Consider the following 24,228-nt stretch of genomic DNA (forward strand, 5'->3'; position numbering starts at 1 on the left):
ACCCGGAACCACGGTGTAGAACCCTCGATTTGGTGGGTCAGCCAGGCAAATTGTGTTGGGTGAGGAGGGTGGCTTCGGCGTCGGGGGTGAGTCCGATGTTCAGCTCGGGCTCGCCACGGTCCTTGTCCCAGCGGAGAACATCTTCGACCGTCGTGCGAAGCGGGGTGACGGGCATGCCTGCCGCGCGGGCCTTGGCCGGGTTGCGGCGGCGCTCACCCCATTCGGACTCGGGGTCCATGAGCGGAAAACGGCGCGGTACGGCGTCGAACGGGACCGGGACGATCTCGACGGTGCTGCCGGACAGTTCGGCCGCGGTGTGGATCAGTTCGGCGATGGTGGAGTCGGGGCCGGTTGCGTTGTAGGCGCCGCCGCGGTTGTCCGCCACGAGGCGCGTGATCAGTCCGGCGACGTCGCGGCTGTCCACCAGTTGGAGCGGCGCCTCGGGCTTGGTCGGGAGCGCGACACGTCCACCACGGGCACCGCGCCGGATCCAGTAGAGCGCCGTACCCGACGAGTCGCCGGGGCCCGTGACCCGACCGGGGCGGACGAGCGTCGCGCGATCGCCGTACCGCTCGACGACGTCGTCCTCGCACGCGACCTTGCAGGGGCCGTACGTGTCGTTCGTGAGTACGTCGGCGTCGCGCAGCGGCTCGCGGCGTGGTGCGGTCTCGTCGGTCCCGGCCGGCAGATCCCGTACGTAGACGGCGTGGCTCGAGATGAACACGTACCGCCCGACGCGGTCCCCGAGCACGTCCATCGCCTGATCGACGTCCCGCGTCCGGAAGCCGCTCGTGTCGACGACCGCGTCCCACTCGCCGGTCCGCAGCGCCGAGTAGTCGCCCGTCTCGCGATCCCCGATCAGCTGCGTCACGCCCGCGGGGAGCGGCGTACCACTCTTCCCGCGACTGAACGACGTGACCTCGTAGCCCTGCGCCAGCGCGTCGTCCACGACCGCGCGCCCGACAAACCCGTTCCCACCCAGCATCAGAATCCGCACAACCGACCAACTTAGTCCCCGCGATCCGATTAGGCTCGCGGATATGAGCGAGCGAAGCGAGTTCATCATCGAGCACAGTCGAATTCGCGCCTCATCGGCGCCCGGAGCGAAGCGAGGACGTCGATGAGCTTCACGGTGGTTGTTGCCGGGGGCACCGGCGCGCTCGGGGTCGCGGTGACGGCCGAGTTCCTGCGGGCGGGTTGGCGGGTCGTCGTACCCGGGCGGTCCGAGGAATCCCTCGCCCGCCTCGGCGCCGACCCGGCGCTCAACCCGGTGATCGCCGACCCCTTCGATCCGGCCGGTACGGCGGACGTCGTCGCGCTCGCCACCTCGGACGAGAACGCTCCGCTCACCGCCGTGGTCAACCTCGTCGGCGGTTTCGCCTCCGGGTCCCGGGTGCACGAGACGCCGATCGAGGACTTCGAGACGCAGCTCCGGCTCAACCTGCGTCCGACGTACCTGATCACCCAGGGGGTCCTGCCGCATCTGCTCGCGGGCGGTGGTGGAGCGATCGTTTGTACGTCGAGCGGCGCCGCGCTGCGCCCGTTCTCCGGGGCGGCCGGGTACATCACCGCGAAGGCCGGGGTGATCGCGTTCGCCGACGCACTGCACGCGGAGTACGCACGCGACGGCATCCGGGTGAACACCATCCTGCCCGGCACCATCGACACCCCCGCGAACCGCAGCGCGATGCCGAAGGCCGACACCAGCAAGTGGAGCCCGCCCGACCGGATCGCCGCCGTGGTCCGCACGCTCGTCGAGCAGGAAGGTTTCAACGGCGCTCATCTGACCGTTTGACAACCGATTGACCCTGTAACACGTCTGAAGAGGTAAGGGCGCGGGTACTTGACGCACACTTGAGTGAAGGGCTGGGACGGGGCGACAGGGGTGCCAATGGGGAGTGCGCGCGCGACGGCGAGACGGCCGCGGTCGATGCCGAAGTTGCTGGGGTTCACCCTGTTGGGCGCTGTGATCCCCGGACTCGGGCTGATCGTCGGCGGGCGCCGGCGGATCGGCGCGTTCGTGCTCACGCTCTTCCTCGGCCTGGTCGGGCTCGTGGTGTACGTCGGTCTCACCCGGCGGGACGAGGTGCTGGCGGCCGCCGTCGTACCGAGCCGGCTGTTGATGACCTCGGTGGTGATCGGCGCGCTCGCGTTCTGCTGGATCGTGGTGATCGTGGCCTCGCACCGGTCGTTGCGCCCGGCAACGGGTGGAGCGGGCGGGCGGGCCTTCGGCGCGGCGTTCGTCGGGCTGCTGTGCTTCGCGGTCGCGGCGCCGGCGGCGATCGGCGTACAGAGTGTGCTGGCGCAGCGGTCGCTGGTGCAGGACGTGTTCCAGGCGCAGGGGGAGAGTCGGAGTGCGACCCGGCCGACGACGGTCAACGTCAAGGACCCGTGGGAGGGCAAGCCGCGGCTCAACCTGCTGCTGCTCGGCGGGGATGACGCGCCGAGCCGCGAGGGCGTGCGGACCGACACCGTGATCGTCGCGAGCATCGACACCAAGACCGGCAACACGGCGCTGGTCTCGCTGCCGCGGAACCTGACGTTCATGCCGTTCCCGGCGGACTCGCCGCTGCACAAGTACTACCCGAACGGCTTCGGCAAGGAGGGGCTCAGCCTCGACGGGCGGCTGGAATGGATGCTGACCGCGATGTACCAGAACATCCCGGACGCGCATCCCGGCATCCTCGGGCCGTCCGACAACGAGGGTGCGGACGTGGTGAAGCAGTCCGTCGGCGAGGCGATCGGGCTGAAGCTGGACTACTACGTGCAGGTCAACCTGCAGAGCTTCCCGGAGATCGTCGACGCGCTCGGCGGGATCCGGGTGAACGTGAACGAGCGGGTCGCGATGGGCGGCAACAGCAGCGCGCACATCCCGCCGAAGGAGTGGATCGAGCCGGGACCGAACAAGCACCTCGACGGGCGGCACGCGCTGTGGTTCGCCCGCGGGCGGTACGGCGCCGACGACGACCAGCGGCAGGTCCGGCAGCGGTGCGTGATCAAGAGCATGGTCGACGCGGCGGATCCGCAGACGCTGCTGACGAAGTACAGGGCGATCGCCCGCGCCGGCCGGCACCTGCTGCGGACCGACATCCCGCAGGAGCTGCTGCCCGCGATGGTGCAGCTGGCGCTGAAGGTGAAGTCGGGAACGGTCTCGAACGTCACGCTCGACTCCGACAAGCTGCGCCTGAAGTACCTGCACCCCGACTACCAGGCCCTCCGCGACACCGTTGAGAACGCCCTCGAGTCCGCCCCCGCCCCGACACCGACCACCACGCCAACCGCGACGCCGACCAAGCCCGCCACGACGCGCAAGCCCGCCACCACCACCGCACCGCCCGGCCCCACCCAGAACCTCACCGACGCCTGCGCCTACAACCCCAACGGCGACCAACCGAACTAGCCCTCGCGCACCGCCGCGCCGCCTGTACGAGCTGACCCGGGAAATGATCTGAAGTCAGGGTGTCGATCCGGTGGTGGCCCGCTCGACGTGAGAGTAAGAGCTCGACCGACACGACGAGGGAGCATCAGCGATGCGCTACATGATCATCAACAAGGCCGACGCGGACAGTGAGGCCGGGAAGTTGCCGCCGCAGGAGGTGGCCGAAGGTGTCGGACGGGTCGTCGAGGACCTGTCGAAGGCCGGCGTACTGCTGTTCGCGGAAGGCGTGCACCGCAGTTCGCTCGGCGCGCGGGTGAAGGTCGACGCCGGCAAGCGCACCGTCACCGACGGCCCGTTCGCCGAGACCAAGGAACTCATCGGCGGCGTGATCGTCGTCGAGGTCCGCTCCCGCGACGAGGCGATCGAGTGGGCCGCCCGGCTGGCCGAGGCCCTCGGCTCCGAGGTCGAGGTACGCCGGGTTGTCGAGGAAGCCGACTTCGGACCGGACTCCGACGCGTTCGAGAGCTGACGCGATCATGAAACTGACGACGATCACGCAGGTCTCCGTTGACGGAGTGATGCAGGGAAACGGCCCGTCGGAGGCTGACCGCAAGCAGGGCTTCGAGCGTGACGGCTGGGCGATGGCCGCGTTCGACGACGAGGCTACGGCGTTCGTCAACCAGCTCTGCGAGCGCGCCGGCGGGTTCCTGTTCGGCCGGCGGACATACGAGATCTTCGCCCGCTACTGGGGTGCGCTCGCTCCGGGCAGCGGTCCGATCGCGGACTCCTTCAATACGAAGCCGAAGTACGTCGCGTCGAACACGCTCACCGAGGCGACGTGGTCGGACACGACCGTCTTGTCCGGTGACCTCGCGGAGGCCGTCGGCGAGCTGAAGGCCAGGCCGGGAGGCGAGTTGCAGGTCCACGGCAGCGGCGTACTGGTTCGGTGGCTGTTGGAGAACGACCTCGTCGACGAGATCGTTCTGCTCGTCGTCCCGGTGGCCGTCGGTCAGGGCACACGACTGTTCCCCGACAGCGGCCCGGACCTGGCGCTCGACCTGGTGGAGTCGCGATCCTTCCCGACGGGCATGACGCTCCAGGTCTACCGACCGTCCGGGCGCCCGCAGTACGCATCTGCCTGATCCCATGCCGGACAGTGATGTCCATTCGTGCCACCTTCGCTCGTGGAGATGGCATGAACAACACGCTGAAGGTTTCCGACGCTGAGCTGTACTACGAGGTGCGCGGATCAGGGCCGCTGCTGGTCCTGGTCGGCGCCCCGATGGATGCGGACGCGTTCGCGCCGCTGGCCGACCTGCTGGCGACCGACTACACGGTCCTGACTCTGGATCCGCGCGGGGTGAAGCGGAGCAAGCTCGACCCGGGCGGTACGTCGCGACCCGAGCAGCGGGCCGACGACCTGGCCGCGCTGATCCGGCACGTCGACGCCGGGCCGGCCGTCGTACTCGGCTCCAGCGGGGGAGCGGTGAGCGCGCTGGCGCTGGCGCAGCACCACCCGGAGGTCGTCCGGACCGTGATCGCGCACGAACCGCCGCTCGACCGGCTGATCCCGGACGCGGACGAGGTACTCGCGAAGTCGGAGAAGCTCATGGCCGATTACCTCGCCGGTGACGTGACCGGCGCCTGGAAGCAGTTCTTCGCGCTCGCCGACATCCGGCTGCCCGACGAGGTCGTGGAGATGATGTTCGGCGGCGAGCGGGACCCCGAGCAGGAGGCGACGGAGCGGTTCTGGTTCGGCCACGAGATGCGCGAGTCCATCACCTGGCTCCCGGATGTCGACAAGCTGCGCGCCGTCGACATCGTCGTCGGAATCGGCGAGGAGTCGACCGGTCAACTCTGCGACCGGACCTCCACCGCCCTGGCCGATCGCCTGGGCATCGAGCCGACCCGTTTCCCAGGCGATCACACCGGGTTCGTCGAGCGCCCTGACGTCTTTGCCGAGGCTCTGTGCGCGCTGTTGGGAACTGTTCACCCGCGGAGGTGAGACTCGCCCGTGGGTCGTCGGGTGGAGTATGTGAAGCTGGGAGGTGTTCGATGGGTGCGCGGGTGTCAACGCGATCTCATCGGGCACCGGTCCGGCGTACCACGCTCGTCGGCGTGGCGTCTTGACCTCAACCGTGGTTGAAGTTTCAAGCTGGTGTCGCTGATACAGGACATCCGAGATATCGGCCCTCGCGGGGCCCTGACGAAGGAGCAGAGTTGACCACGTACACGCTTCCCGACCTCCCCTACGACTACGGCGCACTGGCGCCGAGCATCGCCGGCGAGATCATGGAGCTGCACCACGACAAGCACCATGCGACCTACGTGAAGGGTCTGAACGACACCCTGGAGAAGCTGGCCGCGGCCCGCGAGAAGGACGACTTCGGCGCGATCGTCGGGCTGGAGAAGTCGCTCGCCTTCAACCTCGGCGGGCACGTCAACCACTCGATCTTCTGGAAGAACCTGTCGCCGGACGGCGGCGACAAGCCGGACGGCGAGCTGGGCGCCGCGATCGACAACTTCTTCGGCTCGTTCGACGGGTTCCGGGCCAACTTCACGGCCAGCGCCACCACGATCCAGGGCTCCGGCTGGGCGATCCTCGCCTGGGACGCGCTCGGCGGGCGGCTGCTCGTCCACCAGCTGTACGACCAGCAGGGCAACCTGCCGGCCGGGCAGATCCCGATCGTGATGCTGGACATGTGGGAGCACGCGTTCTACCTGCAGTACAAGAACGTCAAGCCCGACTACGTCAAGGCGTGGTGGAACGTCGTCAACTGGGCCGACGCCCAGGCGCGCTTCGACGCCGCCCGCTCCGGCGCCGGCGCCCTGATCACCGGCGCCTGACCACCGCGGACGCCCACGCCATCACAATTCATCGCGCCCGCCGGCTTCCCGCTCACGCGGGGCCGGCGGGCGCGATGGTGATGGCCTGGGGATCCGTCACCTACAGAAGTCCGCGATCACCGGGGCGATCGCCGCGGCCTTGATGATGTGGCTCTGACCCGGTACTTCGGTGTGCCTGGCGCCCGGCACCGCCGCTGCGAGCGCCCGCGTCGAGGTCTTCATCCACCCCGGGCTCTTCCCGCCGTTCACCACCAGTACCGGCTGCTCGATCGGCGCCCACTGCTCGGTGTCCATCGGGTCGCCGAAGCAGTTGTTCCCGAGCACCTGCGCGTCGTACGGCAGAGTGTGCGCGATCGCCTTCATCGGCTTCCAGGCCGGCATCAGCTTCATCATCGTGACGAAGATCCCCGGCAGCCCGATCCCCTTCGTGAAGAAGTACTTGATCGCGTCGGCCGCCTCGAGCGCCTGCAGGTCGGCGACCCAGCTCCGCGGGATCTGCGTGCGGCTGTCGTCGACGACGTACGGCGGCTCGAACGCAACCAGCTTCTCGACCGGCAACCCGGCCGCCGTCGCCCGCAGCGCCAGTGCAGCGCCGGACGACGAGCCGTAGACGTACGCCGATCCGCCGGCCGCCTCGATCACCGCGGCCAGGTCCTCGATCTCCCGCTCGACCGCGTACCCGCCCGCGTCGCCGGAGTCGCCGCGCCCGCGGCGGTCGTAGTTGTAGACGGTGAAGCGGTCCGCGAGGGCCTCGGCGAGGTCGGGCATCGGACCCTGGGCACGGGAGCAGAGCGCGCCGTCGACGAGAACGAGCGCCGGCCCGTTCCCGCGCCGGTCGTAGGCGATGGTGGTGCCGTCCTTCGATACGACGGTGTTCATGATTCCTCCTGGTGGGTGACGGTCTCACCCCTGCGTCGAACAGGCGGTGACTACTCGACACCGTGTGACGCAGATCACTTCGTCGGCGATTCGCTGCGTGACGATCGGTCTGTCTGGGTACCGGACGAGGCAACCGAGTACGGGAGGCGGTCATGACGACACGTCCGGAAATGGTCCGGCGTGAGGCTGGACTGAACGGTCGGAACGGTCAGAACGCGAACATCGGTCACCTCGTGAGCGACGTGACGAGCGACCTGAGCCAGTTGGTCCGTGACGAGATTCAGCTCGCCAAGGCCGAGTTGAAGGAGAAGGGCAAGGAGGCCGGCGTCGGCGCCGGGTTGTTCGGCGGGGCCGGCACCCTCGCGATGTACGGCCTGGGCGTCCTGATCGCCGCGGCGATCCTCGGGCTCGCGACCGCGTTGCCGGCCTGGCTGTCGGCGCTGATCGTCGCCGCGGTCCTGTTCGCGATCGCAGCCGTCGCCGCTCTGCTCGGCAAGCGGCACGTCAGTCGTGCCACTCCGCCCGTTCCGCAACGTGCCGTCGGCGGCATGCACGAGGACCTGGAAGCGCTCAAGGGACATCAGCCGGAAGGAAAGGGCATCGCATGACCACCACGAAGAACGCCTCGCATCGCGAGCCGATGACGGACAGCGAGACGGTGCGCGAGGATCTCGAGTACACCAGGCAGCACCTCGCCGACACCGTTCAGGAGCTCACCCGCCGGCTGAACGTTCCGCACCGGATGAAGGAGACCGCGTCGAGCGCCGGCCATCGAATGTCGGGCGTCGCCGGACAGACGGGTCAGAAGATGAAGCAGGTCCCCGGCGCGATGAAGGAACTGCCGGCGACAAGCAAGCGCCACCCGAAGGCGACCGCCGCCATCGGAGGGGCGATCGCCGTCGGAGCCGGAGCCGCGGTCTGGATGAGTCGGCGTCACAAGTAGCCGGTCACCACAAGTCGCAGTGATGATTGTCTCGGTCATCGACCGGGCCGCTCGCGCCCGGTGCGAGGATCTGGGTCCTCGGCCACAGCGGCCAGCCCGGTACGCCGGGACCGTTGGGGTCACCGCTGCGGGCGAAGTTCGTCCAGTAGTGGCGTAGCTGCTTGGCCAACCGCTGCTGCGCCGGTGTCAGCTGGTACTGGTACGGCACCCCGCTGGCCGCGTCGAAGAGGTAGTTCAGCTCGGAGCCGTGTGACGATCCGGTCGGGAAGCCGTCCGGGAACGGGAGATAACCAGGGGCCGCGGGGTCGGCGAACTCGTAGGAGTACGTCGTGGTGTGCCGGGCGAAGGCCGCGGTCGTCGCCTGCTGGGTGCAGGCCCAAACGCGGTCGGTGTCCATCGCAGACCACGCCAGTGCGGCGGCCCGCTCTCCCTGGTGCGCCGACACCGGGTACGCCGCCTGCACCGCGGCCGCCCGGGACCCGAACGCCTCCGTCAACCGCGTGCCGTAGTTGTCGCTCGTCACCGGATCGCCGAGCAGTTCCGCGACCGACGCGATCGCGCGCGCCTCGTCCTTGGTGTGACCGGACAGCACCGGGATGGGCGGGAACAGACCGAGCTCAAGTGCCTTGCCGGGCTCGACGGGCAGCGTACGGTTGCCGTAGGCCACGGATCCGAAGGCACTCGACTCGGTGAACACCTTCGCGGTGTCCAGTCCGCGCAGGCATCGCAGGATCGCCGTACTCGAACCGCTGCAGCCCAGGCGGGCCCCCCAGGTGAGGTGAGCAGGCCGCAGGTTCCGACGCCGCCGCCGGACTCGCCGAACAGCGTCACGTTGTGCGCGTCCCCGCCAAAGGCGCCGATGTTCTGCCGGACCCAGCGCAGAGCGGCCTGCTGGTCCTGCAACCCGAAGCCGTCGCGCGCGGCCTGACCAACCGGGAGGTCGCCGCCGAGCTCTATCTCAGTACGGCGACGGTCAAGGCGCACCTCACCCGGCTGATGGTGAAGCTCGACGTCGCGAACCGGACCCAGGTCGCCGTACTCCTGCACGCCGCGGAGTGAATCAGCAGGCGGCGGCGCGTTCGAGGAGGAGTTTGCGTTCGCGTTCGTTGCGGGTCAGGGCGGCGGCCTTCTCGAACTCGGCGCGGGCCTCGTCCAGGCGGCCGAGCTTGAACAGCAGGTCGCCGCGCACGCTCGGCAGCAGGTGGTAGTCCTTCAGCGACGGGTCGTCCGCCAGCAGGTCGACCGCTGCCAGTCCCCGTTCCGGCCCGAAGGCCATCGAGATCGCGACGGCCTGGTTCAGCTCGATGACCGGCGACGGGGTCACTTGCGCGAGTACGGCGTACAGGCCGGCGATCCGGGCCCAGTCGGTGTCCTCGGGGTCGGTTGCGCGGGCGTGACACGCAGCGATCGCGGCCTGCAGGAGGTACGGGCCGGGCGGTTTCTCCAAGGCCCAGGCGCGCTCGATGCCTCCGAGACCGCGGCGGATCAGGAGCCGGTCCCAGCGGCGGCGGTCCTGGTCGAGGAGCAGCACCGGCTCGCCGTCGCTCCCGACGCGGGCGTTCGCGCGGGACGACTGCAGCTCCATCAACGCCAGCAGGCCGAGTACTTCGGGCTCTGTCGGCATCAGCTCGACGAGCAGCCGGCCCAGGCGCATCGCCTCGTTGCACAGGGCCGGCCGCATCCAGTCGTCGCCGGCGGTCGCGGAATACCCCTCGTTGTAGATCAGGTAGACGACCTCGAGCACCGACGACGTCCGTTCCAGGAGCTCCGGCCCGGACGGCACCTCGAACTCGACGCCGGCCTTGGCCAGGTTGCGCTTGGCGCGGACGATGCGCTGCGCGATCGTCGCCTCCGGGGCGAGGAACGCGCGGGCGATCTCGTCGGTCTTCAGGCCGCCGACCAGCTTGAGCGTCAGCGTCACCCGGGCGTCCATCGTGAGCACCGGGTGACATGCGGTGAACACCAGCCGGAGCAGGTCGTCCTCGATGTGGTCCTCGAGGATCGCCTCCACCCTGTCTTCTACGCTGTCCTCGACGCTGTATTGTCCGCCGTCGATCTCGAGCTCGTGGCCCAGCTCGGCGAGCTTGCGCTGGTAGGTGTCCTTGCGCCGGATCAGGTCGATCGCCCGCCGTTTGGCGATCGCCATCAGCCAGGCGCCGGGATTGTTCGGTACGCCGGACTCGGGCCACTGCTCCAACGCGGCCACCAGCGCGTCCTGCGCCAGCTCCTCCGCGAGCCCGACGTCCCGCACGATCCGCGCGACGCCCGCGATGATCCGCGCCGACTCGATCCTCCAGACCGCGTCGACCGCCCCATGCGCATCCGTAACCGTCACCCGCCGATAGTAGACACGAATGCGCTGGACCGCAGTCGCCATAACGAGGTTGTCTCGCCGTCCCGGGCCCGACGGTGCCGAGGTACGGCGTCGGCGCGCCCGGCGACCCGGAGTCCATCGGAACGGATCATGCGCGACAGCTCACCCCGCTCCCGAAGCCCTAGCCGCTCGGCCAGATCGGACAGGATCAACCACACCTCCCCACCCGGTGCGAGGTGCTCGCGGACGGTCCCCAGGAATGCGCGGAGCATTCGTCCGTCCTCGTCGTACACAGCCTGGTCGAGGACGGTCGCCGGCGCCGCGGGGATCCACGGCGGATTGCAGACGATCAGATCCGCCCGCCCCGGCGGGAACAGGTCGGTCTCGACGATCGTGGCGTTCACCCGTAGCCGTTCGAGGTTCTCGCGGGCGCACGCGACAGCTCGCGGATTGTTGTCCGTAGCAACTACCTGTCGGATGCCCCGCCTGGACAGGATTGCGGCGAGCAGTCCGGTCCCGGTGCCGACATCGAACGCCGTTTTTCCGGCCGGCAACGGGCATTCCGCGACCAGGTCGGCGTACTCCGATCTGGTCGGGGCGAACACGCTGTAGTGCGGGTGGATGCGCTCACCGAGGGCCGGCACGTAGACGCCGCGGAGCCGGAGTTGGTGCGCGCCGATCACACCCAGTAACTCCCGCAGCGGTACCCACCGCTCGCCGTCAGGTGCACCGTAGGTCTCCCGACAGGCCGTTCGTACGTCGGGTGCGCGGCGCAGGGTGATCCGGTGGTCGATCAGCGGAACCAGCAACGAGTTCAGGACACGGACCCGTTCTGCCTGGTGCCGGCGCCGGTCGTGGAAAGTGCCGCCGCGCGGCGCCGGAAGCCGGCGGCCGAGGGCAGCGAGGAGCTGTTTGGCGTTCTGGAAATCACCCTCCCAGTGAAGTGTCGATCCACGTCGGATCAGGCGCAGCGCCCGATCCGCGGAGATGGAGTCGTCGATCGTGGTGACGTGGTCCATGAGTCGTCCCTGCCGGTGCGAAGCGAAGATGGGCAGCACGGCTCACCCGAACGCCGGATCGGCGCCGGGGAGCGGACGACGGAACTAGCGAACTACCGCCGCATGTCTGGGCGAGGTCACCGCACCACTGTAGACAGGAAGGCGGTCGTCCGGTCCTGCTCCTCCGCCGAGTGCGGCTCCCGGTACGCTCGGGTGATGGTCGGGGCGTCGTACTAATAGACTTCGCAGCGGAAACCCCCCGAAAGATGGCTTGAGGTTTGCTGTGCTCACCATGCAGGACGCGCTGCTCGCGCTCACGAAGTACTGGACCGACCGGGGCTGCATGGTCGTGCAGCCGTTCAACACCGAGGTCGGTGCCGGAACGCTGAACCCCGCGACCATCCTGCGGGTGCTCGGACCGGAGCCGTGGCGGGTGGCGTACGTCGAGCCGAGTGTGCGGCCGGACGACAGCCGCTACGGCGAGAACCCGAACCGGCTGCAGACGCACACTCAGTTCCAGGTGGTGCTCAAGCCGGACCCGGGCAACCCGCAGGAGCTGTTCCTGGACAGCCTGTCCGCGCTCGGGATCGACATCGACGCGCACGACGTGCGGTTCGTCGAGGACAACTGGGCGAACCCGGCGACCGGGTCCTGGGGCCTGGGCTGGGAGGTCTGGCTGGACGGTCTGGAGATCACCCAGTTCACGTACTTCCAGCAGGCCGGCGGGATGACGCTGGACCCGGTGTCGGTGGAGATCACCTACGGGATCGAGCGGATCATGATGGCGCTGCAGGGCGTCTCGCACTTCAAGGACATCGCCTACGCGCCGGGCATCTCGTACGGCGAGGCGTTCGGCCAGGCGGAGTACGAGATGAGCCGGTACTACCTGGACGACGCGGACGTCGAGTCACAGAAGCGCTTGTTCGAGGAGTACGCGAACGAGGCCCGCCGGATGATCGACGACCGCCTCCCGGTGCCGGCGCACATCCAGGTGCTGCGGTGCTCGCACACGTTCAACGTCCTCGACGCCCGCGGTGCCGTCAGTACGACGGAACGCGCCAAGGCGTTCGGCCGGATGCGGACCCTGGCCCGCGAGGTCTCGCGGCTGTGGGCCGAGCGCCGCGAGGAGCTGAAGCACCCGTTGGGTCTCGCCGAGCTGCCGCCGGCCGCGAAGGAGCCGACCGAGTTCCCCAAGATCACCGGCACCCGCCAGCTGACCTTCGAGATCGGCACCGAGGAGATGCCGCCGTCCGAGGTCACGAAGACCGCCGCGGCGGTGCAGGCTGCGCTGGAGGAGAAGCTGGCCGCGACGCGGCTCGGGCACGGCGCAATCACGACGTACGCGACCCCGCGCCGCGTGGTCGCCTTTGTCGCGTCCGTCCAGGCGGGTGAGCCGGATGCCGAGCGGGTGGTCCGCGGTCCGAAGAAGGCGGCTGCGTACGACGCCGACGGCAACCTGACCAAGGCCGCCGCCGGGTTCGCCCGCGGTCAGAAGGTCGAGCCGTCCGAGCTGCACGACCTCGATGTCGACGGTGTCGAGTACGTCGCGGTGACCAAGCCGGACCCGGGTCGCGGGGCGGCCGAGGTGCTGAGCGGCGTACTGAGTGAGATCGTCGCGGGCCTGCGTTCGGACAAGAACATGCGGTGGAACGACGCCAAGCTGTCGTTCACCCGCCCGATCCGCTGGCTGGTCGCGCTGCTCGGCGACGAGATCGTCCCGGTCTCGGTGTCTAGCCTCGCTGCCGGACGGACCACGCGGGTGCACCGGACCGCCGCCCAGCCGAAGGTCGAGATCGCGTCGGCCGAGGGCTACCTGGACCTGCTCCGGATCCACGGCATCGAGGCCGATCCGGCTCGGCGGCGGGCGCAGATCGTCGAGGCCGCGGCGGAGCTGTCGAAGGGTGTCGGTGGCACGGTCGACGCCGAGGGCGAGTCCGCGCTGCTCGACCAGATCGTCAACCTGGTCGAGGAGCCGACGCCGATCCTGGGCGGGTTCGCGGCCGACTACCTGGACCTGCCGAGCGAGATCCTCACGACCGTGATGCGCAAGCATCAGCGCTACCTGCCGGTCCGCGACGCTGACGGCAAGCTGCTCCCGCACTTCGTTGCCGTTGCCAATGGTTCGGTCGACGAGGACCTGGTCCGGGCCGGCAACGAGGGCGTACTGCGGGCACGCTACGAGGACGCCGCGTTCTTCTGGCGGGCCGACCTGGAGAAGCCGCTGGAGTCGATGAAGAGCGAGCTGGAGAAGCTGGCCTTCGAGGAGCGGCTCGGCTCGATGGCCGACCGCGCCGGCCGGATCGGCCGGATCGCCCTCACACTGGCTTCCAAGGTCGACCTCGGCGGCGACGACCTGACCACCCTGAAGCGCGCCGCTGAGCTGGCGAAGTTCGACCTGGGTTCGCAGATGGTGGTCGAGCTGACCAGCCTGGCCGGCACGATGGCGCGCGAGTACGCCAAGCGCGCCGGAGAGACCGAGGCCGTCGCACAGGCCCTGTACGACATGGAACTGCCGCGGTCGGCCGGTGACCCGGTCCCGTCCACGACCCCGGGTGCGCTGCTAGCGCTCGCCGACCGGTTGGACCTGCTGGCCGGGCTGTTCGCGATCGGCGCGAAGCCGACCGGCAGCTCCGACCCGTTCGCGCTGCGTCGTGCCGCGGCCGGTGTCGTCGCGATCCTCCGCGAACACCCGGAGCTGCGGGCGATCACGTTGCCGGTCGGTCTGAAGGCGGCCGCGGACGAGATCGGTGCGCAAGGCATCGACGTACCGGCCGACTCGCTCGACGAGGTCGCCGACTTCACCGTACGGCGGTACGAGCAGCAGCTGCTCGACCGCGGTGACGATCACCTCCAGGTTGCCGCGGTGTTGCCGTTGGCAACTGCTCCGGTGGTCGCGGACGAGACGCTGAAGACTCTGCAGGGCCTCGTCGGCAACAGCGACTTCGCCGACCTGGTCGCGGTACTGCAGCGCGTCCGCCGGATCGTTCCGGAAGGCACCGAGGCGGAGTACGACGCCGGCAAGCTCACGGAGCCCGCGGAGGTCGTGCTGCACGAGGCGGTCCAGAAGATCGGACAGGCACCAACCGGGCTCGGCGACTTCGTCTCGACCGCCTCGGTCCTGGTAGATCCCGTGAACGCGTTCTTCGACGAGATCCTCGTGATGGCGAAGGAGCCGGAGATTCGCGCCGCACGGTTGGGGCTACTGGCAACGATCAGCCAGCTCGCCGCACCGGTCCTCGACTGGCAGGCCCTCGGCACGAGCCTCAACGCTGCAGAGTGATGACCCCCGCGGAAGCTGCCGCACGGGCCGAGCGCGTCGCGCCGGCCCTGCGGGAGCACCTGCCGCCGACACCGTTGGTCCGGTACGACGCGTTCAGCGAGGAACTCGGCGCCGAGGTGCTCGTGAAGTGCGAGCACCAGCAGCGGACGGGATCGTTCAAGGCCCGCGGTGCGCTGGCGAAGATCCTCACGCTGACCGAGGCGGAGCGGGCCGCGGGCGTGATCACGGCGTCCACCGGGAATCACGGACTCGGGGTCGGTAACGCACTCGCGACGCTCGGCGGTCATGGCATCGTCTACCTGCCCGAAAACGCCGCGCCTGGCAAGGTCGCGGCACTGCGCCGGCTCGGTCTGGAACTACGGGCCGAGGGCAACGACACCGGCGTCCTCGAGATCAAGGCGCGGGCGTACGCCGCGGAGCACGGGTTGGCGTACGTTCCGCCGTACAACGACCCGGACATCATTGCCGGGCAGGGGACGGTCGGCGTCGAGATCGCCGAGCAACTGGCCGGCGCGTCGCTCGATGCGGTCGTGGTCGCGGTCGGTGGTGGCGGGCTGATCAGCGGAGTCGCCGCGGTGCTCAAGAAGCACCTGCCCGGGATCCGTGTTTACGGCGCGCAGCCGGCTGTCGACGACGCGATGGCAGCCTCGGTACGGGCCGGTCAGATCGTGCAGGTCGACGCCGGGCAGACGTTGTCGGACGGTACGGCAGGCAGCGTCGAGCCAGGGAGCATCACCTTCGACCTGTGCCGTGAACTGGTCGACGAGTGGGTCCTCGTCGAGGAGGATGCGATCCGGGACGCGCTGCGGACGGTCATCGACACCGAGCACCAGTTGATCGAAGGCTCGGCCGCGCTGGCGTTCGCGGCTGCGCGCAAACGACGTACCGAACTGGCCGGGAAGCGCGTCGCAGTCGTGTCCTGCGGCGGCAACATCTCGTCTTCCATGCTGGTGGCTGCGCTTGCGTGAGCTCGTCGTACTCGGGACCGGCAGTCAGGTGCCGTCCCGGGAACGTACGCAGAACGGGTACTTCCTGCGCTGGGACGACGAGGGGTTCCTGTTCGATCCCGGCGAGGGCACGCAGCGGCAGATGATCTACGCCGGGCTCGCGGTCGGGGCGATCACCCGGTTGTGCGTGACGCACTTCCACGGCGATCACTGTCTCGGGGTGCCGGGCGTGGTGCAGCGGTTGTCGCTGGACGACGTACCCCATCCGGTGCGGGCGCACTATCCGGCGTCGGGGCAGACGTACTTCACGCGGCTGCGGTACGCCGCCTCGTTCTTCGAGCGGGCCGAACTGCTCGAGGAGCCGGTGGAGGAGGACGGGCTGCTGTCCGTCGGATCGTTCGGACAGTTGTGGGCGCGGCGCCTGGAGCACCCGATCGAGTCGTTCGGGTACCAGTTGATCGAGCCCGACGGACGCCGGATGCTCCCGGACAAGCTCGCGGCGTACGGCGTGACCGGGCCCGACGTCGGCCGGCTGCAACGAGCCGGATCGCTCGACCTCGGCGATCGCACCGTGCGTGTGGAGGACGTCAGCGAGGTGCGACCGGGGCAGCGGTTCGCGTTCATCATGGACACCCGCCTGTGTGAGAACGTCCTGCGGTTGGCCGACGGCGCCGACCTGCTGGTGATCGAGTCGACGTACCTGTCGTCGGAGACAGAGTTGGCGCGCCGGTTCGGTCATTTGACCGCGCGACAGGCCGCTCGGGTCGCGGAGGAGTGCGGCGTCCGCAAGCTCGTCCTCACGCATTTCTCCCAGCGCTACCTGGAACCGGAACGCTTCCACGAGGAGGCCGCGGCGGAGTTCTCCGGCGAGATCGTGGTCGCCTCCGATCTCAGCCGCACGCCGGTCCCGTCGCGGCGGTAGGCGGACCTCAGGCACTCACCAACCGCTCGTTTGCGACGCTCAGGGAGTCCCGGCGCGGTCATCGGGGCGGGTTGGTGAGTGGCACAGGTCCGCAGGTGGCGTCAGCCGTTGTCGGCGAGGAAGTCGTCGATCAGGGCGTTGACCTCTTGCGGGGACTCGAGTGCCGCCAGGTGTGCGGATTGCTCGAGTACGACGAACCTCGCGCCCGGGATGGAGTCCGCCATCTCCTCTGTCTCGGCGACCGGGAACGTGGCGTCCTCCGCGCCGGCCACCACCAGCACCGGCGTCCGGATCTTCCCGAGCAGGGCGCGCTGATCGGGACGGCGCGGGACCACGCTGATGACGGCGTGCCGTCCCGACGTGATGTCCACCTTGCGCGCGAGTTCGTTGACCGTGGCAACGACCTCCGGCTTCTCGCGTTTCGCGGTCGGGCCGAGGAAGGCGTCGCGGACCGGCCCGGTGAGCGGTCCGCGCATCCCGCCGAGGAGCTGCGCCGCGCGGATCAGGACGCCGTACTCGACCTTCTGGCGTCGTCCGGCCGGTGACGCGGTGGCGTTCATCAGTACGGCGATGCCGATCCGGTCCGGATGCAGCGCCGCGAAGGTGCCGCCGATCATCCCGCCCCAGCTGTTGCCGACCAGGTGCACCTTCTCCACCTGCAGGTCGTCGATGATCGCCAGGATCACCTCGGCGCACTGCTCGAACGTGAACGGCCCGGTCAGCGGATCGCTGCCTCCGTGCCCGGGCGGATCGACCAGGATCACCTGGAAGCGATCCGCGAAATGCGCGGCCTGGGCGGACCACAGCGTGCCGTCCATCAAGAGGCTCGGCCAGAACAGCATCGCGGGCCCCGACCCGTCGACACGCAAGCGGATCCGGCCCAGCACAGTCCCGACGTACCGATCCTGCATGCCTGAACGGTACCGGTCAGGACGCCGGAATCGCCGCTGCCAGGCGCGTCGTGAGTTCGCGGATGTGGTCGATGAGCGCAGGCGGTGACTGGACCTCGAGCGGGTAGCCGAGCAGGCCGACGTGCAGCGCGAGTTGGTCGAGCGAGTTGGCCCCGGTCTCGACCAACGTCGTCGTCGCGTCGACAGACGTCACCGTGGCGACGGCCGGCCCGAACTTGTCCGCGACCTGCTCGACCGGGGCTCGGACGAGCAGGCGGGCCTGGTAGCGGTAGCCGCCGTACGCGACGCCGCGGTTCGTGGTCGCGAGATCAGGCACCTCGCGCGGGCTGAACCGCGGGCCGGTCGGGATGCGTGGCTCCACCCGGTCGACGCGGAACGTCCGCCAGTCGTCACGGTCGAGATCCCACGCGACCAGGTACCACCGCCGCCCGGTGTGCACGAGTCGGTGCGGCTCGGTCGTCCGCGTGGTCGCCGTACCGTCGTGGTTGCGGTAGTCGAAGCGCAGCCGCTGGTGGTCCCGGCACGCGGCCGCGACCGCGAGCAGTACGTCGGGTTGCACGGACGGACCGCCCGAGGGCGTCACGGCGATCTGCTGGAGGAGCTCGATCCGATGGCGCAGTCGCGACGGGAGGACCTGTTCGAGCTTCGTCAGCGCGCGGATCGACGACTCCTCGGTGCCCGCGACGGTCCCGTTCGCCGCGGCACGCAGTCCGATGGCGACCGCGATCGCTTCCTCGTCGTCGAGCAGCAGCGGGGGGAGTGCGGCGCCGGCGCCGAGGCGGTAGCCGGCGACACCCGGGATCGCGTCGACGGGGTAGCCGAGGTTGCGGAGCTTGTCGACGTCCCGCCGTACCGTCCGGACCCCGACGCCGAGCTCGCCGGCCAGGGCGGCGCCGCTCCACTCCTTGGGTTGCTGCAGCAGGGAGAGGAGCTTCAGCAGTCGTGCCGAGGTCTCGATCATGTCTTGAATTCTGGCAGCTTCTTAGGACTGAAGGTGTCCTAGGTGGGTGACAGAGTTATGGACATGATCAAGCCGTTCAGCATCGACATCCCGCAGAGCACGCTCGACGAACTCGCCGCCAAGCTGGCGAGCACGCGGCTCCCCGCACCACTTCCCGGCGACGACTGGAACACCGGCGTACCGGTCTCCTGGCTTTCGTCGCTGGTCGACTACTGGCGCACGTCGTACGACTGGCGCGCCGCCGAGAAGGAGCTGAACTCGTACCCGCAGTTCACCGCCGAGATCGAGGGACAGCGGATCCACTTCATCCATGTCAGGTCCGCGGAGCCGGATGCGCTGCCGCTGATGCTCACACACGGCTGGCCGGGGTCGATCGTCGAGTTCCTCGACCTGATCGGGCCGCTGACCGATCCGGTCGCTTTCGGTGGGCAGGCTTCGGACGCGTTCCATGTGGTCATCCCGGCGCTGCCCGGGTTCGGATTCTCCGGGCCGACGGCGGACGACAACTGGACGTTCCCGCGGATCGGACGGGTGTGGGCAGCGCTGATGAACGAGCTCGGTTACGAGCGGTACGGCGTACAGGGCGGGGATCTGGGTGGATCGGTGTCACCCGAGGTCGGACGGGCCGCCCCTTCGCGCGTCGTTGGCGTGCACACGAACGGCGGGACGAACTTGCCGCCGTTGCAGCTGTCCGAGGAGGAACTGCAGACGCTGACGCCGCTCGAGCAGGACAAGATGCGGCGGATCGGGCAGTTCATGAAGGACGAGTTCGGCTACATCTCGATCCAGTCGACCCGGCCGCAGACACTGGGCTACGGCCTGGTCGACTCGCCGGTCGCGCAACTGGCCTGGATCATGGACAAGTTCAAGGCCTGGACGTACCCGGCCGAGACCTTGCCGGAGGCAATCATCAGCAAGGACCGGCTGCTGACGAACGTGATGATGTACTGGCTGACCGGGACCGGCGGATCGGCGGCCTACATCGGGTACGCCCAGCCGCGCGACTGGACGCCACGGCCTAACTCAGGCGTCCCGACGGCCGTCCTCGCGCTGGCGCACGACGTCGCGATCCGACGGTACTGCGAGACCTCGAACACGATCACCCGCTGGACCGAGGTCGACCACGGCGGCCACTTCGCAGCCCTGGAAGAACCCGACCTGCTGCTAACCGACGTCCGCGAGTTCTTCCGCAACCTACGCGGATAACCCCACTCGTGGCCGCCACCTGCCGGAAGCCGATGCGGCCGCCGGACAGGGGCTGGTCGTCGTGCCTGCTGTGCATTTGCTGGGTTGACGTCCGAGATGCAGGGTTTGCGCCCCGGATCTCGGACGCAAACCCAACTTCCCAGACGCCCACCCACCAGCCGCCTGCGGACGCCCACCCACCCACCGGTCGGCCGACGGATGCCCATCCACCCGTCGGCCGCGGACGTCCACCCACGGGTCGGCTGCGGGTGCCCATCCACCGGCTGGCCGCGGACGCCTACCCACTGCGGACGCCCATCCACCGGCTGGCTGCGGACGCCCAGCCACCGGCGGGCTGCGGGTGCCCCGCCTACGGGCGGGCTGCGGATGCCCGCCTACCGGCTGGCTGCGGACGCCTACCCACCGGCTGGCTGCGGACGCCTACCCACCGGCGGGCTGCGGACGCCCAGCCACCGGCTGCGGGTGTCCATCGCTGACTGCGGATGCCCCACCCACCGGCCGCGGGTGTCCATCGCCGGTCGTCTTCGCGTCAGTCGAAGTCGGTTGAGGTGGTGAGGTGGGCCCAGGCGGTGGCTTCGGCGGCACGGGAGGCCGACGCGCTTTCGGCGAGTTTGAGGGCGTCGGAGCCGAGCAGCAGCCGGAGCGGCGGGTTGTCGAGGCCGACGATCTGGAGGATCGCCTGGGGGGCCCTGGCCGGGTCGCCCGGCTGCTTGCCATCCATCTCCAGGCGGCGCCGGTGCATTTCGCCGACGGTGGACTCGTAGTCCGGGTGCACCTCGGCGAGCTGCATCGACGAGCCGCCCCAGTCGGTCCGGAAACCGCCCGGCTCGACGATGGTCACCTTCACACCGAACGGGTGCACCTCGTTGTTCAGCACCTCGGAGAAGCCCTCGACGGCGAACTTCGCGGTCTGATACGCACCCATGCCAGGCGTCCCGCCGGCCCGTCCACCGATCGACGAGAACTGCAGGAAGTGCCCGCTGCGCTGCTCGCGGAACACCGGCAGCGCAGCCTTAGTCACGTTGACCACACCGAACAGGTTGGTCTCGACCTGCGCTCGGAAGTCGTCGTCAGCCATCTCCTCGATCGACGCGCTGTTCGCGTAACCGGCGTTGTTCGCCACCACGTCCAGCCCGCCGAACTCCTCCACTGCGGTCCGTACGGCAGCGCGCGCGGCGTCCGCGTCCGTGACATCCAGCGCGACTGCCCGTAGTTGGTCGCCGTACTTCGTCACCAGGTCGTCGAGTTGCTCGGGTTTGCGGGCCGTGCCGACGACGCGGTCGCCGGCCGCCAGCACCGCCTCGGTCAGTGCGCGCCCCAGGCCGCGCGAGCTGCCGGTGACCAGCCAGATCTTGCTCATCGCCATTCCTAACTAACCGTTTGGTTGGATACAGCTCCTATCTAACCAACCGGTTGGTTGGAAATCAACCAACCGGTTGGTTGGTAAGCTCGCCGTATGCAGCAACGGAACGCAGACCGGACCCGGGCCCGGATCCTGGAGGCCGCCACCGAGGAGTTCGCGGCACGCGGGATCGGCGGTGCGCGGGTCAGCCGGATCGCCGAGGTGGCCGAGTGCAACAAGGCGATGCTGTACGCGTACTTCGGGAACAAGGACAACCTGTTCGACGCGGTGTTCAGTGCGTCGTTGGAGAAGTACCTGGACGAGGTCGGGTTCGACGTCGAAGATCTCCCGTCGTATGCGGGTCGGGTGTTCGACTACTTCGAGGAGCATCCGGACCGGCTCCGGCTGTCGGTCTGGTACCGGCTCGAGCGGCCGGACGGCCGGCCGTTGGAGGCGATCGTCGCGGTCAATCAGCGCCGGCTGGAAGAGATTCAGCGGGGGATCCGCCGCCGGGTGGTGTCGCGCAGGTTCACCCCGGTCAGTCTGCTGTCGCTGATCCAGGCGATTGCGACGAGCTGGTCGTCGATGAATCCGGAGTACGGGATGGAGCTGCCGGACCGGTCGCAGCGGCGGACGGCCGTCGTGATGGCGGTCGAGCGGATTCTCAGCTGATTCATTGGCGGGCCCGATGGAGTTCTCAGTCTCGCGAGCTCTACTCGAAGGCAGAGGGAACTTGCCGAGGAGGGCGACACCAGATGAACGAGACCGCTGGACCGGGACCGTACAACGGCGGACAGCAGCCCCAAGGCGGGCACGCCCGAGGCGGGCAGCCGCCGCACGCCGGGCCGACGCAAGGTGGGCAGGCGCCGCACGGCGGGCAGGCACCGCAAGGCGGACAGCAGTACGGCGGGCAGGCGCCGTACGGCGCGCAGGCGCAAAGTGGGCAGGCTCCGCAAAGTGGGCAGGCTCCGCAAGGTGGGCAGGCGCCGCACGGCGGGCAGCAGCCCGGCCGGCCGTATGGGCAGCAGCAGACATATCCGCAGTACCAGCAGATGCCTCAGTACGGAGTGCCTCAGTACGGGCCGCCTCAGTACGGGCCGCAGTTCGGTTCGCCGTACCCGTTCGGTTCTCCGCCGCAGCCCCCCAAGAAGCGCGGGCGCCGACTCCTGGGCGCCGGTGCGCTCGGACTGGCCGCCGTGCTCGTCGCCGGATCGGTTGCCTGGGGCATCGACCAGCGGTCCGGCGCGAACAGCTCGCAGCTGTCGCAGCAGGCGTTCGACCCGGCGGCCGTGGCAGCGAAGGTGTCGCCGGGTCTGGTCGACGTGAACACCGTCCTCGGATACGCGAACGCGCGAGCGGCCGGCACCGGGATCGTGCTCACCTCCGACGGCGAAGTCCTCACCAACCACCACGTGATCGAGGGCGCGACGTCGATCACCGTGACGGACGTCGGGAACGGGAAGACGTACAGCGCGAGTGTCGTCGGGTACGACGAGGCGCATGACATCGCCGTACTGAAGTTGAAGGACGCGTCCGGGCTCGAGACCGCGAAGACCGGGAACTCCGACCAGGTGAAGCTCGGCGACAAGGTGGTCGGGGTCGGGAACGCGGGCGGAGTCGGCGGTACGCCGAGTTACGCGGCCGGGAGGGTGACGGGGCTGAACCAGTCGATCACCGCGACCGACGAGAACGGGCAGGACCCGGAGAACCTCGAGGACCTGATCCAGACCGACGCGAACATCCAGGCCGGCGACTCCGGCGGCCCGCTCGTGAACGCGAACGGCGAAGTGGTCGGCGTCGACGTGGCCGGCAACGGCGGCAACAACGGCGGCCAGGGCCGTCCGGGCCAGACCTCGGCGTCCATCGCACAGGCAGCTACCGCGACCCTCGCCGCCTGGGGCAACGGCAACACCAGCACGGCCAACGCCAGCGGCTACGGCGACCCGAACGCGACCGGCGGCTCCCCGTTCGGCAACGGCTCCGGCACGGGCAATGGCTACGGGGACGGGTCGGGCAACGGAACCGGCGACGGGACTGGCGGCTTCCCGTTCGGGAACGGATCGGGCGACGGATCCGGTAACGGAAACGGCGACGGCACCGGCGGTTTCCCGTTCGGGAACGGGAACGGGTCGGGTGATGGTTCTGGCAACGGGTACGGGGACGGCTCGGGCGGTGGGTCCGGGAACGGTTCTGGTGACGGGTCGGGGCAGGGCAACGGGTCGGGGACGACGACCGAGGGGTATGCGATCCCGATCAACCAGGCGCTCGACATCGCCGAGCAGATCGAGGACGGGAAGGCGTCGGCCGACGTACACATCGGCGACTCGGCGATGCTCGGAGTCTCGGTCGTGACGAGCGCGGGTACCAGCGGAGCGGTCGTCGGCGACGTGGTCGCGGACAGTCACGCCGACGAGGCCGGCATCGAGGCCGGTGCCGTGATCACCTCGTTCGCCGGGCACGCCGTCACCTCGCCCGCCACCCTGTCCGAACTGCTCAACAAGCAGCACCCGGGCGACAAGGTCGAGGTCGGCTGGACCGACCAGTCCGGTCAGACCCACAAGGCAACCATCGAACTCATCACAGGCCCGGTCCGCTGACCCCAGCGTCACCCCCTCGCTGCCGGCGGACCGCCCAGATCGGGCCCGACGCTCCCCTCCCCCTCAGAGCGCCGGGCCCGATCCCTTTGCCGCACCGAGTCGTGGAAATCGGCAGCGAAACGAGTCAAAACCCAGCCACAATCCACGACTCGCGCTCCGTGACGCCAGCCAATCGCCACGACCCGACGAGTCAGGAGTCGAAGCCGGTGCGCCAGGTCAGGTGACCGGGGGACCAGCCAAGCGAATGTACGTAGGCGTCGGATGCCCCACGAGCCCATCCAGTCCGGGCGACACCCGCCTCTCCCGGTACGTCGGCCGCCGTCGGACCACCCCCAGCTCCACCGCCCGCAGCACCAGCCTCTCCCGGTACGTCGCCTACGGTTGGACGGCCCGTAGTTCCACCGTCCGGGGCGCCTGCTTCACCTGGTAGGTCGCCCACGGTTGGACGGCCCGTAGTTCCACCGTCCGGGGCGCCTGCTTCACCTGGTACGTCGCCCACGGTTGCACCGTCCGCAGTTCCACCGTCCGCGGCGCCCGCCTGTCCCGGTACGTCGCCCACAGTTGCACCGTCCGCGGCTCCACCGCCCACACCGCTCCCGCTCCACCGCCCCTCGGAGCGCTGGGCCCGGCCTCTTTGCCGCCGTCGAGTCGTGGAAGTCGGCAGTCAAAAGCCAGTCACGATCCACGACTCGCGTTCTGGGG

23 protein-coding genes and 1 pseudogene are annotated in these 24,228 nt (G+C 69.3%); 15 read left to right on the plus strand and 9 right to left on the minus strand.

The window, feature by feature from the left end; genetic code table 11:
* Nucleotides 1-37 precede the first annotated feature (37 nt).
* Entirely contained in the window at nucleotides 38-997 is a 960-nt protein-coding gene (locus EV651_RS05200) for an NAD-dependent epimerase/dehydratase family protein (protein WP_133782577.1), read from the minus strand.
* A gap of 123 nt (nucleotides 998-1,120) precedes the next feature.
* Here EV651_RS05200 and EV651_RS05205 point away from each other — a divergent pair, with 123 nt between their 5' ends.
* The 6 genes from EV651_RS05205 to EV651_RS05230 all read left to right on the plus strand — a co-directional run bounded on the left by EV651_RS05205 (nucleotide 1,121) and on the right by EV651_RS05230 (nucleotide 6,226).
* Nucleotides 1,121-1,795, plus strand: coding sequence for an SDR family NAD(P)-dependent oxidoreductase (locus EV651_RS05205; RefSeq protein ID WP_133782579.1), 675 nt, complete (start codon nucleotides 1,121-1,123; stop codon nucleotides 1,793-1,795).
* 135 nt (nucleotides 1,796-1,930) lie between these two features.
* Nucleotides 1,931-3,400 (plus strand): LCP family protein, encoded by a 1,470-nt coding sequence (locus tag EV651_RS05210; RefSeq protein WP_238156678.1) that lies wholly within the window; start codon nucleotides 1,931-1,933, stop codon nucleotides 3,398-3,400.
* 130 nt (nucleotides 3,401-3,530) lie between these two features.
* A complete protein-coding gene (locus tag EV651_RS05215; protein ID WP_133782581.1) occupies nucleotides 3,531-3,908 on the plus strand; it encodes a YciI family protein in 378 nt (125 codons plus the stop codon).
* 7 nt (nucleotides 3,909-3,915) lie between these two features.
* Entirely contained in the window at nucleotides 3,916-4,521 is a 606-nt protein-coding gene (locus EV651_RS05220) for a dihydrofolate reductase family protein (RefSeq protein WP_133782583.1), read from the plus strand.
* A 53-nt stretch (nucleotides 4,522-4,574) separates the two neighbouring features.
* On the plus strand, nucleotides 4,575-5,384 hold the full coding sequence (locus EV651_RS05225; protein WP_133782585.1) for an alpha/beta fold hydrolase: 810 nt from the start codon (nucleotides 4,575-4,577) through the stop codon (nucleotides 5,382-5,384).
* Between the two features lie 215 nt (nucleotides 5,385-5,599).
* On the plus strand, nucleotides 5,600-6,226 hold the full coding sequence (locus tag EV651_RS05230) for a superoxide dismutase (protein ID WP_133782587.1): 627 nt from the start codon (nucleotides 5,600-5,602) through the stop codon (nucleotides 6,224-6,226).
* Nucleotides 6,227-6,322: 96 nt separating this feature from the next.
* On the opposite strand, the gene EV651_RS05235 is transcribed toward EV651_RS05230, so the two are convergent.
* Entirely contained in the window at nucleotides 6,323-7,105 is a 783-nt protein-coding gene (locus EV651_RS05235) for an alpha/beta fold hydrolase (RefSeq protein ID WP_133782589.1), read from the minus strand.
* A gap of 152 nt (nucleotides 7,106-7,257) precedes the next feature.
* Between EV651_RS05235 and EV651_RS05240 the strand changes: the two genes are divergently transcribed.
* A complete protein-coding gene (locus EV651_RS05240) occupies nucleotides 7,258-7,713 on the plus strand; it encodes a phage holin family protein (RefSeq protein WP_133782591.1) in 456 nt (151 codons plus the stop codon).
* A complete protein-coding gene (locus tag EV651_RS05245; protein ID WP_133782593.1) occupies nucleotides 7,710-8,048 on the plus strand; it encodes a DUF3618 domain-containing protein in 339 nt (112 codons plus the stop codon). The genes EV651_RS05240 and EV651_RS05245 overlap by 4 nt, the downstream gene beginning before the upstream one ends.
* A 4-nt stretch (nucleotides 8,049-8,052) precedes the next feature.
* Here EV651_RS05245 and EV651_RS05250 read toward each other — a convergent pair.
* A pseudogene (locus EV651_RS05250) lies at nucleotides 8,053-8,951 on the minus strand (carboxylesterase family protein).
* Here EV651_RS05250 and EV651_RS42195 point away from each other — a divergent pair.
* Nucleotides 8,883-9,107, plus strand: a complete 225-nt coding sequence (locus EV651_RS42195; RefSeq protein WP_133782597.1) for a helix-turn-helix transcriptional regulator — start codon at nucleotides 8,883-8,885, stop codon at nucleotides 9,105-9,107. The pseudogene EV651_RS05250 and the gene EV651_RS42195 overlap by 69 nt on opposite strands.
* 1 nt (nucleotide 9,108) lies before the next feature.
* Here EV651_RS42195 and EV651_RS05260 read toward each other — a convergent pair whose 3' ends face one another.
* Both EV651_RS05260 and EV651_RS05265 read right to left on the minus strand, forming a co-directional pair.
* A complete protein-coding gene (locus EV651_RS05260; RefSeq protein WP_133782599.1) occupies nucleotides 9,109-10,425 on the minus strand; it encodes an RNA polymerase sigma factor in 1,317 nt (438 codons plus the stop codon).
* Nucleotides 10,380-11,381, minus strand: a complete 1,002-nt coding sequence (locus EV651_RS05265; protein WP_133782601.1) for a methyltransferase — start codon at nucleotides 11,379-11,381, stop codon at nucleotides 10,380-10,382. Before EV651_RS05265 ends, EV651_RS05260 begins: the two co-directional genes overlap by 46 nt.
* A 271-nt stretch (nucleotides 11,382-11,652) precedes the next feature.
* Between EV651_RS05265 and EV651_RS05270 the strand changes: the two genes are divergently transcribed.
* The 3 genes from EV651_RS05270 to EV651_RS05280 are packed head-to-tail and all read left to right on the plus strand — an operon-like array spanning nucleotide 11,653 to nucleotide 16,509.
* The gene (locus tag EV651_RS05270) at nucleotides 11,653-14,640 is read left to right on the plus strand and encodes a glycine--tRNA ligase (RefSeq protein WP_166658522.1); all 2,988 of its coding nucleotides are present in this window, start codon (nucleotides 11,653-11,655) and stop codon (nucleotides 14,638-14,640) included.
* Nucleotides 14,640-15,608, plus strand: a complete 969-nt coding sequence (locus tag EV651_RS05275; protein ID WP_133782605.1) for a threonine/serine dehydratase — start codon at nucleotides 14,640-14,642, stop codon at nucleotides 15,606-15,608. Before EV651_RS05270 ends, EV651_RS05275 begins: the two co-directional genes overlap by 1 nt.
* Nucleotides 15,601-16,509, plus strand: coding sequence for a ribonuclease Z (locus EV651_RS05280; protein ID WP_202870166.1), 909 nt, complete (start codon nucleotides 15,601-15,603; stop codon nucleotides 16,507-16,509). The genes EV651_RS05275 and EV651_RS05280 overlap by 8 nt, the downstream gene beginning before the upstream one ends.
* Nucleotides 16,510-16,610: 101 nt before the next feature.
* Here the strand turns inward: EV651_RS05280 and EV651_RS05285 are convergent, their stop codons facing one another.
* On the minus strand, nucleotides 16,611-17,420 hold the full coding sequence (locus tag EV651_RS05285) for an alpha/beta fold hydrolase (RefSeq protein WP_133782607.1): 810 nt from the start codon (nucleotides 17,418-17,420) through the stop codon (nucleotides 16,611-16,613).
* 16 nt (nucleotides 17,421-17,436) lie between these two features.
* Nucleotides 17,437-18,381 carry a YafY family protein gene (locus EV651_RS05290; RefSeq protein WP_133782608.1) on the minus strand — a complete coding sequence of 315 codons (945 nt, stop codon included), beginning with the start codon at nucleotides 18,379-18,381 and terminating at the stop codon, nucleotides 17,437-17,439.
* A 42-nt stretch (nucleotides 18,382-18,423) separates the two neighbouring features.
* On the opposite strand from EV651_RS05290, the gene EV651_RS05295 reads away from it, so the two are divergent.
* The gene (locus EV651_RS05295) at nucleotides 18,424-19,587 is read left to right on the plus strand and encodes an epoxide hydrolase family protein (protein WP_370352099.1); all 1,164 of its coding nucleotides are present in this window, start codon (nucleotides 18,424-18,426) and stop codon (nucleotides 19,585-19,587) included.
* A gap of 529 nt (nucleotides 19,588-20,116) precedes the next feature.
* Here the strand turns inward: EV651_RS05295 and EV651_RS05300 are convergent.
* Nucleotides 20,117-20,947 (minus strand): oxidoreductase, encoded by an 831-nt coding sequence (locus EV651_RS05300; RefSeq protein WP_133782609.1) that lies wholly within the window; start codon nucleotides 20,945-20,947, stop codon nucleotides 20,117-20,119.
* A gap of 96 nt (nucleotides 20,948-21,043) precedes the next feature.
* On the opposite strand from EV651_RS05300, the gene EV651_RS05305 reads away from it, so the two are divergent.
* Nucleotides 21,044-21,601, plus strand: coding sequence for a TetR family transcriptional regulator (locus EV651_RS05305; protein ID WP_133782610.1), 558 nt, complete (start codon nucleotides 21,044-21,046; stop codon nucleotides 21,599-21,601).
* An 83-nt stretch (nucleotides 21,602-21,684) separates the two neighbouring features.
* Nucleotides 21,685-23,526 (plus strand): trypsin-like peptidase domain-containing protein, encoded by a 1,842-nt coding sequence (locus EV651_RS05310; RefSeq protein ID WP_133782611.1) that lies wholly within the window; start codon nucleotides 21,685-21,687, stop codon nucleotides 23,524-23,526.
* A 375-nt stretch (nucleotides 23,527-23,901) separates the two neighbouring features.
* Here the strand turns inward: EV651_RS05310 and EV651_RS05315 are convergent, their stop codons facing one another.
* Nucleotides 23,902-24,108 (minus strand): hypothetical protein, encoded by a 207-nt coding sequence (locus EV651_RS05315; RefSeq protein WP_133782613.1) that lies wholly within the window; start codon nucleotides 24,106-24,108, stop codon nucleotides 23,902-23,904.
* Nucleotides 24,109-24,228: the final 120 nt, after the last annotated feature.

Origin of the sequence: Kribbella sp. VKM Ac-2571 (assembly GCF_004362255.1) — a bacterium.
Classification (GTDB): domain Bacteria; phylum Actinomycetota; class Actinomycetes; order Propionibacteriales; family Kribbellaceae; genus Kribbella; species Kribbella pratensis.